General features: G+C 39.9%; 13 protein-coding genes. All 13 read left to right on the top strand.

Annotated elements, in window-relative coordinates:
• The first annotated feature begins 1 nt into the window (after nucleotide 1).
• Genes bioD through hisC form a run of 13 tightly spaced genes read left to right on the top strand, consistent with a single transcriptional unit; the run spans nucleotide 2 to nucleotide 12,601 of the window.
• Nucleotides 2-649, top strand: a complete 648-nt coding sequence (bioD, locus tag AC6H4V_RS02365; protein WP_497607318.1) for a dethiobiotin synthase — start codon at nucleotides 2-4, stop codon at nucleotides 647-649.
• 21 nt (nucleotides 650-670) lie between these two features.
• Nucleotides 671-1,546 (top strand): aspartate carbamoyltransferase catalytic subunit, encoded by an 876-nt coding sequence (locus AC6H4V_RS02370; RefSeq protein ID WP_497607319.1) that lies wholly within the window; start codon nucleotides 671-673, stop codon nucleotides 1,544-1,546.
• A complete protein-coding gene (locus AC6H4V_RS02375; RefSeq protein ID WP_497607320.1) occupies nucleotides 1,536-2,474 on the top strand; it encodes an aminodeoxychorismate synthase component I in 939 nt (312 codons plus the stop codon). Before AC6H4V_RS02370 ends, AC6H4V_RS02375 begins: the two co-directional genes overlap by 11 nt.
• Nucleotides 2,475-2,487: 13 nt before the next feature.
• Nucleotides 2,488-3,888 (top strand): sensor histidine kinase, encoded by a 1,401-nt coding sequence (locus tag AC6H4V_RS02380; protein WP_497607321.1) that lies wholly within the window; start codon nucleotides 2,488-2,490, stop codon nucleotides 3,886-3,888.
• 48 nt (nucleotides 3,889-3,936) lie between these two features.
• The gene (locus AC6H4V_RS02385) at nucleotides 3,937-4,917 is read left to right on the top strand and encodes a transaldolase (RefSeq protein ID WP_497607322.1); all 981 of its coding nucleotides are present in this window, start codon (nucleotides 3,937-3,939) and stop codon (nucleotides 4,915-4,917) included.
• A complete protein-coding gene (locus tag AC6H4V_RS02390) occupies nucleotides 4,914-6,119 on the top strand; it encodes a type IV pilus twitching motility protein PilT (RefSeq protein ID WP_497607323.1) in 1,206 nt (401 codons plus the stop codon). The genes AC6H4V_RS02385 and AC6H4V_RS02390 overlap by 4 nt, the downstream gene beginning before the upstream one ends.
• A 56-nt stretch (nucleotides 6,120-6,175) precedes the next feature.
• Complete coding sequence (locus tag AC6H4V_RS02395) at nucleotides 6,176-6,712, top strand: 50S ribosomal protein L25/general stress protein Ctc (RefSeq protein WP_428730646.1); 537 nt, start codon at nucleotides 6,176-6,178, stop codon at nucleotides 6,710-6,712.
• A complete protein-coding gene (pth, locus tag AC6H4V_RS02400) occupies nucleotides 6,712-7,284 on the top strand; it encodes an aminoacyl-tRNA hydrolase (protein WP_428730650.1) in 573 nt (190 codons plus the stop codon). Before AC6H4V_RS02395 ends, pth begins: the two co-directional genes overlap by 1 nt.
• A gap of 25 nt (nucleotides 7,285-7,309) precedes the next feature.
• Nucleotides 7,310-8,401 (top strand): LptF/LptG family permease, encoded by a 1,092-nt coding sequence (locus AC6H4V_RS02405; RefSeq protein ID WP_497607324.1) that lies wholly within the window; start codon nucleotides 7,310-7,312, stop codon nucleotides 8,399-8,401.
• Nucleotides 8,402-8,418: 17 nt separating this feature from the next.
• Nucleotides 8,419-9,645, top strand: coding sequence for a diaminopimelate decarboxylase (gene lysA / locus AC6H4V_RS02410; RefSeq protein ID WP_497607899.1), 1,227 nt, complete (start codon nucleotides 8,419-8,421; stop codon nucleotides 9,643-9,645).
• Between the two features lies 1 nt (nucleotide 9,646).
• Nucleotides 9,647-10,423, top strand: coding sequence for an HAD-IIA family hydrolase (locus AC6H4V_RS02415; RefSeq protein ID WP_497607325.1), 777 nt, complete (start codon nucleotides 9,647-9,649; stop codon nucleotides 10,421-10,423).
• Nucleotides 10,420-11,514 (top strand): prephenate dehydratase, encoded by a 1,095-nt coding sequence (pheA, locus tag AC6H4V_RS02420; protein ID WP_497607326.1) that lies wholly within the window; start codon nucleotides 10,420-10,422, stop codon nucleotides 11,512-11,514. The genes AC6H4V_RS02415 and pheA overlap by 4 nt, the downstream gene beginning before the upstream one ends.
• On the top strand, nucleotides 11,501-12,601 hold the full coding sequence (gene hisC / locus AC6H4V_RS02425; protein WP_497607327.1) for a histidinol-phosphate transaminase: 1,101 nt from the start codon (nucleotides 11,501-11,503) through the stop codon (nucleotides 12,599-12,601). Before pheA ends, hisC begins: the two co-directional genes overlap by 14 nt.
• Nucleotides 12,602-12,610 lie beyond the last annotated feature (9 nt).

The raw sequence follows: 12,610 nt of genomic DNA on the forward strand, positions 1-12,610 counted from the left end.
TATGACAAAACGAATTTTTGTGACTGCTACAAATACAAATATCGGTAAGACCTATGTAACAAAGCTATTATTGAGGGAGTTTGCCGCTCGTGGGTTGAGTATTGGGGTTATAAAGCCTATTGAAACTGGGGTTTTGGATGGGTATGCGGAGGATGGGGAGGAGCTTTTAGGGACTATAAAAGAGCTCAATCCAAAGCTGTGGCACTTGGAGGTTGAGGATATAGTCCCTATAATGTACGAGATGGCGGCGGCTCCGTTTGTGGCATCTAGTAATACTCCTTTTGATAGAAAAATTGTCCAAAAGAAGATAGAGGAGCTTGAGGCTTTTTGCGATATCATCATCATTGAGGGGGCAGGTGGGCTTTATGTGCCTATCGATGCAGACACTATGATGATAGATTTGATACAAAAGTTTGATGCGGTTGCACTTTTGGTTACGCACTGCTCTCTTGGTTGCATTAATGATACACTGCTTAGTAAAAAGGCTCTTGAAGACAGGAAGATAGCACACACTGTTGCGTTTAACTGCAAGGAGGATAGCGGTAGTTTTGCTACTCTCTCTAAGCCTTACTTTATGCAAACGGGTTTTGAGGTGCTTGAAGTGGAGCGTGATATTGAAAAAATATGTGATGTCTTGTATAATTTATAAAATATTTAAAAAAAGAGCATTATGAGACATTTAATTCGTACAGATGATTTTACGACCGAAGAGATAGAGTCGATTTTAGGGGATGCAAAGCTTTTTAGTGATGGCAGATTTGATAGGATTTTAAGGGATAAAATCATAATTACGCTCTTTTTTGAAAACTCGACAAGAACGAGAAGCTCTTTTGAGATAGCGGCTAAGAGGCTTGGGGCGGAGATAGTTCATCTTGATGTGGCAAACAGCTCTACAAAAAAGGGAGAGACGCTTGTCGATACGGCTATGAACCTTGATGCTATGGGTCCTCATGCCATCATCGTGCGACATCAAAACTCAGGTGTGCCAAAAATCCTCTCAAACCACACTAAAGCTTCCATCATAAATGCGGGGGACGGCGCACATGCGCACCCGACACAGGCACTTTTAGACCTTTTTACTCTTAAAAAACATTTCGGAGATGTTAAAGGAAAAAAGATAGCGATAGTCGGAGATATAAAAAACTCAAGGGTTGCAAACTCAAATATCGAACTGCTTACACGCTTTGGCATGGAGGTGGTTTTGGTCGCACCGCCGCAGTTTTTGCCAAAAACTAACCTAAGAACGACGCACTATATAAATGAGATTATTGATGAAGTGGATGCCATCATGAGCCTTAGAACTCAAACAGAGAGACACTCTTCACAAACTTACGCATCGCTTAAAGATTATGCGAGTGATTTTTGCATAACCTCAGAAGTTGTGGGAGAAAGAGATATTATCCTGCTTCACCCTGGACCTGTTCATAGAAATATAGATATTTGCGATGCGCTTTTGGCAGATAAAAGATGCAAGGTTTTAGAGCAGGTCTCAAACGGTGTGGCGATTAGAATGGCTGTGCTTAAAAAACTCATTAATGACATTTGATGATTTAAACTCTCTTGGTGCAAAAAGAGAGCCTTTTTTGTTTATAGTCGATTTTAAGGCTCAAAATATCATAGCTTCTGCTTTGTGTGAGTTAGAGGCAAACGATATCGAATTTTGCATAGATGAAAATTATGAAGTAAAAGAGCATGCGGATTTTTTGGAGAAAAAGCGTGCAGACTTTAGAGACTATAAAAAAAAGTTTGATTTTGTCATTGAGAAGATAAAAGCAGGCGAAACATACCTTTTAAATCTAACGCAACCCTCATTTATAAAAACTCCGCTCTCTCTCAAAGAGATATTTGGGTGTGCCAATGCCCACTATAAGCTCAGATATAAAGATGAGTTCGTCTGTTTCTCTCCTGAAAAATTTATCCAGATAGAGGGTTCTAAAATCTCCACTTTTCCCATGAAAGGGACGATTGACGCATCACTGCCAAATGCCAAAGAGAGCATCTTAGCCAACCAAAAAGAGATGGCAGAACATGTTATGGTTGTTGACCTCTTAAGAAACGACCTCTCCATCGTGGCAAAAGAGGTGAGAGTCGAGAAGTTTAGATATGTTCATGAGATAGAAGCGGGGGCGAAAAAACTTTTGCATGTAAGCTCTCACATAAGCGGAGATGTCGGGGATGGCTGGCATGAGAGAATCGGCGATATTTTGCGTTTGCTTTTGCCAGCAGGAAGTATCAGCGGTGCGCCAAAGAGGAGTACTTTGGAGATTATCGATGCGGTTGAGGGGTATGAGAGAGGGTTTTTTAGCGGTGTGTTTGGCGTGTATGACGGCAAAACACTTGATAGTGCGGTTATGATACGGTTTGTGCAGAAAGTAAAAGATGGCTATCTCTATAAAAGCGGCGGCGGCATAACTTTGGATAGTGATGCGCAAAGTGAGTATAATGAACTTTTAGATAAAGTTTATCTGCCATAAAAAGGGGAGCTATATGCTACTAAAAATAAAAGATTTTTTTACAAGCGGCTGGGCATTTGATGCATCAGAGCATGAGCTAAAAAATAGATACCAGATGGTAAATATCGGTATTTTACTCTCAACGGCAGGGCTTGTTTTTGGGATTATTGGCAACTATATACGGGATTTGCATGATTTTATTCCTCTGGAAATCACTCTGCTTTGTATAAACTTTGTAATGTTTTTTGCTCTTCGCAAATATCGCAATTTTTTCGAATTTTTTGCTATGGGCATGACGCTGCAATATACTTTTTTATTTCTTTTCCTTATTTATCTTAGCCATCCTTATGATTTAAAACATCTTTGGATATTTACGTATCCGATTATTTTACTCTATTTTCAAAAGACCATCCATTCCATCTACTGGCTTCTTTTTATTCTTGTAATGCTCTTGATTGCACCGTTGCAGAGTTTTATAGATGTTAAATACTCTTTGTATCAGATATTTTATATCTCCTTTGTTCTGGTTATCGTGAGCATTATTATCTACTTTTACAAGAAAAAGATTGACGAGGCAAAAACGACGATCTTGCAACAACAAGAGATGCTGAAAAATTTTAACTCTGAACTTGAAAAACAGGTCAAAGATAAAACCATGGAACTCATCAAGCTCAATGAGTCGCTTGAGGTGGTAGTAGAGCAAAAACTAGAGGAGCTTAGGAGAAAAGACCAAATCCTTGAGGTGCAGTCCAAACAGGCGGTAATGGGGGAGATGATAAGCATGATAGCGCATCAGTGGAGGCAGCCACTCTCGACCATAACACTACAAATCGCCAATTTGCAGCTTAAGCATATGCTCAATAATGAACGACGATGTAAGGATGTAGATGAAGCGCTGAGCAATATTAGTAACACTATCATCTATCTCTCCGAAACCGTGGATGATTTTCAAACTTACTTCCGCCCAAATAAAGAAGTCGTGAGTATTGAACTTCATGAATTGCTTCAAAGAGCGCTCAACTTTGCGATAACAAGAGTGCAAGACAGAGGTATAAAAATAAGCGTTAGTAAACATGCTGATTTGGTTTTAAGGACTTATGTCAACGAGTTTGTTCAGGTGATTCTCAATATTTTAAATAATGCGATTGATGCACACAATGAAGTAAAATCTCCAAACCCTTTTATTGCTATTGATACCGTGGTGGAAGGAGAATATATAGTAGTCTCCATAGCAGACAATGCTGGAGGAATCGTAAAAGAGCATCTTCCTCGTCTCTTTGAACCCTATTTTAGCACTAAGGGCAAAAATGGTACGGGGCTTGGGCTTTACATGAGTAAAATGATTATAGAAAAACAGTTCGGCGGTACCATAGAGGTGCAAACTACTTCCAATGAGACAACATTTACTATAAAAATACCAATGCATATGGGCTAAAAAAGTCGAAATAAGATATAATTTATCCAAGAAGAAAAGGGGTTTTGCGTGTATATAGAAGATTTAAAGTTCTCTTTGTGGGCTGATTTTATAGAGAGAGAGTATCTGGATAAAGAGTTTAGAGAGTTGATTGCACAGGGGATTGTCAATGGAGCGACCTCTAATCCGGCAATTTTTAAAAATGCGATACTAAGTTCAAGTGCTTATAAGGAGCAGCTAGCTACTTTAAGTGCTTTGGCTCCTAAGGAGAAGTATGAAGCGGTTGCTATTTATGATATTCAAAAAGCCGCAGATATCTTAGCACCGCTTTATGAAGCAGGTGATGATGGGTATGTGAGTATCGAAGTAGATCCTTATCTTTGTGATGATGCAGAGGCAACCATAGAAGAGGGCAAAAGGCTTTTCGCTCAAATAGGTCGCAAAAATGTGATGATAAAAATTCCCGCTACCCATGCAGGATATGTTGCTATGCGTACGCTTGTAGGTAGCGGCATTCCTGTGAATGCAACGCTTATTTTTCAAAAAGAACAAGCTCTCGCTTGTGCAAAAGCGTTTAAAGAAGGGATGCAAGAGCATGGCTCTAAGGTTGACACGGTTATCAGCGTTTTTGTAAGCCGTATCGATAGAGCGCTCGATGCACTCCTTGCAAAAAACGGTGTAGCAACAGGTTTAAGCGGTATCTACAACAGTGCAGCCATCTATGCAGAAGTTGAAAAGTTGGATGTTAATGGATGCAGAGTTCTTTTTGCAAGTACGGGTGTCAAGGATGATTCACTTCCTGCACACTACTATATAGAGAAACTTTTAGCGTATAATAGTGTCAACACGGCTCCAATTGAGACTATAAAGGCGTTTCATACAGATGGGCTTCGAGTAAAAGCGTTGCCGATTGAGCCAAAAATCATAGAAGAACACTTTGAAAAAATCAGGAGTTTAGGTGTCGATTTTGATGCTGTTTTAGCAAAACAGATAGCAGAGGGATTACAATCTTTTAAAGATGCATTTAAAGATATATTGGAGTCATTATGAGTGAAAATAGAAATGAAGTAGATATAAATCAGTTAACATTTGAGCAGATAAAAAAGGTAAGAGAGTATCTTAAAAAGCTCATCGAAAATGGCGGTAGTGACTTGCACGTCAAATCAAATGGGGTGATACGCGCTAGAATAAACGGAACAATAGTTCCCTTCTCTGGAAGCATATTGTCCTATGATGATGCTATGACTTTGGCAAAAGAGATGCTGCGAGGCAGATACGCTGAATTTGTTGAGAACAAAGAGATAGACTTTGTGTATCAGTTTGATGAGCGCAACCGTTTTCGTGTCAATATCTTTTTTCAAACCGATGGTCCCTCTTTTGTCTTTCGTGTAATCCCTATGAAAATCCCAACTATCGATGAGATGAAATATCCTGAAGCAGTACGAATGTTTACAAGAGAGTCTCGTGGTCTTGTACTTGTCACCGGAACAACAGGAAGTGGTAAATCAACAACACTTGCCGCGATGGTGCATGAGATTAACTTAGTGGATAAAAAGCATATTATAACGATTGAAGACCCTATTGAGTTCGTTCATAAAGATAGAGGTTGCATTATCAACCAGCGTTCACTGGGGCAAGATACCCTCTCTTTTGATAGAGCGCTAAGAGCTGCTTTACGTGAAGATCCAGACATCATTCTTGTCGGTGAGATGAGGGATAGGGAGACCATAGAGTTGGCACTTCATGCCGCAGACACAGGGCACCTTGTATTCTCAACACTCCACACAATTGATGCAAAAGAGACCATTAACCGTATTATAGCGATGTTCCCGTATGAGGAACAAAATCGTATTCGTCTCTCACTTGCAGGCGTACTTAAGGGCATTATTTCACAGCGCCTTATCCCTACCATCGAAAATAAGCGTGTTGCGGCGATGGAGATTCTTGTGAAAACGCCTATGATTGAAAAGTTAATTTTAGAAAATCGCGATATTGAGATTCGTGAAGCGATAGAAAAAGGGCGCGACCACTACAAATCACAAAGCTTTGATCAGCACATCTTTGATATCTATAACACTGGGGTTATTACAAGGGAGAGGGCAAAAGAGTATGCAACAAGCGCTTCAGACTTAGAGCTCAAAATAAATGGTTTCAACAGTGGTAAAGCTGCTGATGCTGCAAAAAAAGCAGAAACAGCAGACAAAACAGATAAAAATGGATTTGTCGAGGAAGATGTTTTTGATTTGAAGTAACCTTATTTAAGCTTCAGAGGGTATAATTCCAAACATTTTTTATGAAGGATTTACATATGTTAGAAGGAATTGTTAGAGAGAGTATTGGCAAAAAAAGCACGAAAGCGCTTCGCCGTGATGGTTATCTAATTGCAAATATTTACGGAAAAGGGCTTGAAAATATTCATGCTGCATTCAAAGATAATGAATATGTCCGTACTGTTCGCAATAAAGAGAACTTAGCATTCCCAGTAAAAATTGCTGGAAAAGAGATGCAAGTTGTTGTTCAAGCGTATGAAGCGCATCCTGTGACAGGTAAACTACTTCACGTGGACTTGATGGTTGCACAAACAGGTGTTGTAACACACTATCATCTTCCAGTACAAACAGTAGGTGATGCAATCGGTCTTAAAAACAAAGGTCTTGTGCATATTTCTAAACCACGTCTAAGAGTAAAAGCAGCTATTGAGAACGTTCCAAACAGCGTTATCGTTGATGTTGCTAAGATGGACGTAGGTGACGCTAAAATGGTGCGTGACTTAGATAGAATTCCAAACGTAACATTTACAGATGCTGATCGTGTATCAGTTTTAAGTGTTATCAAAGCTAAGTAATCATGTTAATAGTCGGACTGGGAAATCCTGGCCCGAACTATGAACATACCCGCCATAACATAGGTTTTATGGTAATTGATGAGCTTGTCAAAAGACAAAATGCTCAAAAACTCTCCTCCTCATCTTTCCAAGGCGAACTTTTCAAATTTTCAAATCATTTTTTATTAAAACCGCTTACTTTTATGAATCTCTCTGGCATCTCTATCGCAGCTGTGAAGAAATTTTATAAAATCGATGAGGTCGTTGTTATACATGATGATTTAGATTTGCCTTTTGGTACGCTTCGTTTTAAAAAAGGAGGCGGTCATGGCGGACATAATGGGCTTAAATCTGCCGATGAGCATATCTCTAAAGAGTATGTCCGTGTGCGTATGGGCATTGGCAAACCTGAGCATAAGGGAGAAGTTGCTTCTTATGTTTTAAGCGACTTCTCCAAAGAGGAGCAAGGATATCTCAAAGAGTGGATTGCTACTGCTTCAGAAGCGGTTATCGAGCTGCTTACAAAGAGTCTTGAAGATGTAAGTTCAAAATATACGATTAAGGACACCTCTAAAAACATTAAGCTACAATAGCGGCTTACTTTTTATCTGGATTGGTATGATGCTGGCTTTTAAATATATCTCTTTTCACTATACAAGATATTTTATTGTTATTTTATTGGCGCTTATCCTCTTTATGGTCGGATTTGACTATATGGGAAGCTCTGAAAAGCTTGATATCTCCGCAAACTTACTGCTTATCTATCTTGTTTACAAAACTTTTTACGCTATTGATATGCTTCTGCCACTCTCTCTTGTTTTTGCTATGATTGCAACAAAATTATTTTTGATTCGCTCCAATGCACTTGTCTCCTTTTACTCTTTGGGCTACTCAAGAATCGATATCTTAAAACCATTTGTCGTTGTCTCTACTTTGGTGATACTTCTTTTTATCTCTCTGCACTCCATATCCAACTTTGCACGTGCAGATGAGTTTGCAAAAAATATTCGTAAAAATGCCCAATATCTCAGCCCGACACGAGACCTTTTTTTTTCTTACAAAGAGAAGTTTGTCTATTTTTCAAAACTCCTTCCCCTGCAAGAGAGTGCCCAAAATATACGTGTTTTTAGTTTTGTTGACAACTCGCTCAAAGAGGTGTTGGTCGCCTCAAAGGCGGCTTATAGAAATGACGCATGGCTTATCAATGAAGCTGACATCATCACCAAACCAGACCATGCTGATTTTGAGTCATTGGGCATAAAAGTAACACAACAGAAAAATCTGGAGATACTTCAAGGGTTTCGTCCAAAAATGCTAGATCAGGTCTATGAGGGAAAGGTCAACTTCTCTATAGTCGATGCCATTGATGCTTACGTGCTTTTAAAGGCACAAAATATAAATACAAGTGCACTTAAAAGCGCTCTTTATAAGATATTTGTCTATCCATTTTTTGTGCCGAGCTTGATTGTAATAATCTTCTTTTTTGTTCCTGTGAGTGCAAGATTTTTGAATGTCTCTCTCTTTAGTTTTGGTGCAATTTTAGCTTCGCTTATGGTGTGGGCGTTTCTTTTTGCACTTGTTGAGCTCTCAAACCATAAAACGCTTCCAAGCGAGGTTGGTATTATTCTTCCAAATCTGCTACTCTTTTTGGTTGCGCTAAGACAATGGCGGAAATATCGCACAAATAACAAAAATATAAGTACTTTTTAGATAAAATCCATCAAAAAATATTTAGGATTTTTATGATAAATTTTAAAGAACTTGCATCTACCTACAAAACACCACTTTACATTTATGATTTAGACGCTATGAGAGCACAATACGAGGAACTAAAGAGCGCATTTAAGGGCAGAAAATCACTTTTGGCGTTTGCCATAAAATCAAACTCAAACCTTAGTGTTATCAAAAACTTTGCAGACCTTGGAAGCGGTGCTGATTGTGTCTCCATAGGCGAGGTGCGCCGTGCATTTTTGGCTGGAGTTCCAAACTATAAGATTATCTTCTCAGGGGTTGGAAAAAGTGATGATGAGATACGTGAAGCGATAGAGCGTGACATCCTCTACATCAACGTAGAGAGTGAAGCAGAGCTTGGACGTGTAGATCTTATCGCAAAAGAGCTTGGCGTGCAGTGCAGAATCAGCATCAGAGTTAACCCCAACATCGACCCAAAAACACACCCATATATCTCAACAGGGCTTCATGATAACAAATTTGGCGTTGAGATAGATGCGGCAAAGAGGATGTATATCCGTGCCAACAACTCCGAAAATCTTGACCCCGTTGGGATTCATTTTCATATCGGTTCACAACTTACAGAGCTAGACCCTATCTATGAGTCTGCCGTTATCGTTGCTGATTTGGTGCGTTCGCTTCAAAGTATCAAAATAGAGCTAAAATTCTTTGATATCGGCGGCGGTCTGGGTGTGTGCTACAGGGATGAGGAGACTATCAAACCTTATGATTATGCGCAGGCTATTTTGGCTGCACTTAAAGGGCTTGATTTGACTATCGTTTGTGAACCAGGGAGATTTCTAACGGCAAATGCGGGCTACTTTTTGACAAAAGTCCTTTACGAGAAGAAAAACGGCTCAAAGAGATTTGTTGTGGTTGATGGTGCTATGAATGACCTTTTACGTCCAAGCCTCTACAAAGCATACCATAGAATCGAAGCACTTACTCAGAGCCAAACAGAGCTAAGTGAAGCAGACGTAGTGGGTCCAGTTTGTGAGAGTGGGGACTTTTTTGCGAAAAACTATCCGCTTCCGATTTTAGAGCATAACGATTTGCTCTTGATTCACAGCGCCGGGGCATATGGGTTTGGAATGGGAAGCAACTATAACACAAGGGGCAGAAGTGCAGAGGTTGCCATAAGTGATGGCAAAGCAAAGCTTATCCGCAGACGAGAAGAGTTTGAGGATTTGATTGCTTTAGAAAAAGAGTATTTGGATAACTAAGATGTATTTTATTGATGTTCAAGGTACACTTATCAGCGATAGCGACAAATCTCCTATCCGTGGAAGCATAGAGTTTATCAATGCACTAAATGCCAAAAAAATCCCCTATATGGTTTTGACAAACAGCACAAAAAAAGCCTCTAGCGAGTTTTATAATTTTCTCTGCTCTTTGGGATTTGATTTTGATTTTTCGCACTATCTTGACCCTTTGATGCTGCTAGAATCTCGTGTCTCAAAAGAGGCGGTTGCTGCTTACGGGGCAGATGAATTTTTGGAAGTTTTGAGAAAAATGGGCTATGTGCTTGACTATAAAAACCCAAAAACAGTGCTTATCTCCATCAAGGAGAACTTTACATCAGATGAATTTGCGCAAATCATCGATTTTTTACTCGGCGGTGCTTCGCTTGTCGGGATGCATGAGACCTCCATCTATGCAAAAAACTCTAAGCGTTACCCAGGGGTTGGAGCGATTTTGAAGATGCTCTCTTTTGCAACGTCTTGCTCTTATGAGGTTGTAGGCAAGCCGAGTGTGGCTTTTTATGATGAGGCACTTCTTATGCTTCAAAAACAAAATCCTGATGCAAAATTTAGTGACATTACCATTATAAGCGACGATGTCAAAGGTGACCTTGGCGGCGCAAAAGAGATGGGGATGAAAACTGTTTTTGTCACAAGCGGCAAATATAAAAGTGCAGATGAGATAGTCCCTTTTTTAGAGCCGCATCTTAGACCTGATTATGTTTTTGCGGATATGCAAGAGATTTTGGAGCAGTTATGAATACATTAGAAGAGTGTCGCACTGCGATAGATTTGATTGATGATGAAGTTTTAGAACTTCTCAATAAGAGAATGCAGGTAGTCAAGCGTGTCGGAGAGATTAAAAAAAGCAGTGATACTGCCATTTACAGACCTGAGAGGGAAAAGGCAATTATTCAGCGTTTGACTCAAAAGAGCAGTAGTGAAGAGGGGCTTTTAAATGGGGGTGCTATTGAAGCGATATTTTTGGAGGTTTTTGCAGTTTCAAGAAACCTCGAACTCCCTGAGCGCATAGCCTATCTTGGACCTGAGGGAAGTTTTACACATCAAGCTGCAGAGAGCCGTTTTGGAGCGATGAGTGACTATCTTGCTATGCACTCCATTCCTGCTGTTTTTAAAGAGCTTGAAGCTAAAAGAGCAAAATTCGGTGTAGTGCCGATTGAAAACTCAAGAGACGGTATCGTTGGCGAAACGCTAGATTTGCTTGCAAACAGCTCTGTAAAAATCGTAGCGGAACTCTATATGCCTATCCATATGTCTTTTGTCAGCAAGGCAAGAAAGATAGCTGATATCACAAAGATTTATTCAAGAGACAAGGGTTTTGGGCAGTGCAGAGAGTTTTTGCAAGAACATAATCTCTCCGGCGTTGAACTTATCCCCGTAGAGTCCACGGCAAAAGCGGCAATTCTTGCCTCTAAAGACCCGAGTGCCGCAGCGATTTGCAGTCACATCGCAGCAAAGCTTTACGGTGTGCCGACTATGTTTGACCATGTAGAGGACAACATTGGTTCGCAGACAAGGTTTGTCATCTTAAGCGACTTCAAAAATGCACCGAGCGAGGATGACAAAACTTCTATTTTGGTACGTCTCAAAGACGCTGTCAAAGCAGGCTCACTTGTTCACTTTTTGCAAGATTTTGATAAAGAGAGCATAAATCTATCAAAAATAGAGTCTCGCCCATCCAAAGATAAAGGCGGATTTGACTACTGGTTCTTTATAGATTTTTATGGGCATGTCGATGATGAGAGGTTTCAAAAAGTGTTACAAAAACATACAGGAGAGGTAACTTGGCTAGGAAGTTACGTAAAAGGAGACGAGATTGAAGTTCAATAAACATTTAGAAGATATAAAAACGTATGAGGCTGGAAAGCCCATAGAGCTGGTAGTGCGAGAGTATGGCATAGAGCCAAAAGATATCATAAAGCTTGCGTCCAATGAAAATCCTTGCGGATGTTCGCCAAAAGTGGTTGATGCAGTGGGGGCTATTTTGTCCAAAATGGCACTCTATCCTGATGATTCGATGATTAACCTCAAAGCTTCACTTGCCGCAAGATATAGCGTTGAGAGCCAAAATGTCATCATCGGTTCGGGGAGCGATCAGGTTATAGAATTTTTGATTCATGCAAAAGCACATGCCGGCTCAAAGATACTCATGAACTCCATCACGTTTGCGATGTATGAGATTTACTCCAAACATGTAGGTGCGCAGGTGATTCGCACCTCTTCGCAAGAGCATAACATGGATGAGTTTTACAAACTCTACTTAGAAGAAAAACCTGAAATCATCTTTATCTGTACTCCAAACAACCCGACGGGAGATGCACTGGATGCTCAAAAGATTTATGACTTTTTGGCAAAGATAGATAACGACACCCTTGTGGTTGTGGATGCGGCGTACATGGAGTATGCGCTTTACAAAGATGCTAAAAAAGGCATAAACGTCAAAGAACTTATCCAAAAACATAGCAATGTCATCTATCTTGGCACATTCTCAAAAGCGTACGGACTTGGCGGTATGAGAGTAGGTTATGGCGTGGCAGATGCAAAAGTCATCAAAGAACTCTCTAAGCTTAGACCTCCGTTTAACATCACGACACTCTCACTTGAAGCCGCAACGGTAGCACTCAGTGATGAAGAGTTTGTGCAAAAGAGTGTTGCGCTTAATTTAGAGCAGATGAAACGCTATGAAGAGTTTGCAAAAGAGCAAAAAATCGATATAATAAACAGTTATACAAATTTTGTCACTTTTTGCTTTGATTCTAGGTTCAATTCCTCAAAAATAGCAACAGCGCTACTACAAAAAGGGATGATAGTGAGAGATTTGAGCAGCTATCAGAAAAATGCCATCAGAGTAACGGTTGGCACACATGAGCAAAATAGCCGCTTTTTTGAACTGTTTAAAATATTGTTACAATCATAAAATGGAACG

Source organism: Sulfurimonas lacustris (assembly GCF_059705355.1).

Excerpts from the sequence above, each read along its gene's own strand:
- bioD (WP_497607318.1), top strand. The coding sequence starts at position 2 with ATGACAAAACGAATTTTTGTGACTGCTACAAATACAAATATCGGTAAG.
- AC6H4V_RS02370 (WP_497607319.1), top strand. The coding sequence starts at position 671 with ATGAGACATTTAATTCGTACAGATGATTTTACGACCGAAGAGATAGAG.
- AC6H4V_RS02375 (WP_497607320.1), top strand. The coding sequence starts at position 1,536 with ATGACATTTGATGATTTAAACTCTCTTGGTGCAAAAAGAGAGCCTTTT.
- AC6H4V_RS02380 (WP_497607321.1), top strand. The coding sequence starts at position 2,488 with ATGCTACTAAAAATAAAAGATTTTTTTACAAGCGGCTGGGCATTTGAT.
- AC6H4V_RS02390 (WP_497607323.1), top strand. The coding sequence starts at position 4,914 with ATGAGTGAAAATAGAAATGAAGTAGATATAAATCAGTTAACATTTGAG.
- AC6H4V_RS02395 (WP_428730646.1), top strand. The coding sequence starts at position 6,176 with ATGTTAGAAGGAATTGTTAGAGAGAGTATTGGCAAAAAAAGCACGAAA.
- AC6H4V_RS02405 (WP_497607324.1), top strand. The coding sequence starts at position 7,310 with ATGATGCTGGCTTTTAAATATATCTCTTTTCACTATACAAGATATTTT.
- AC6H4V_RS02415 (WP_497607325.1), top strand. The coding sequence starts at position 9,647 with ATGTATTTTATTGATGTTCAAGGTACACTTATCAGCGATAGCGACAAA.
- pheA (WP_497607326.1), top strand. The coding sequence starts at position 10,420 with ATGAATACATTAGAAGAGTGTCGCACTGCGATAGATTTGATTGATGAT.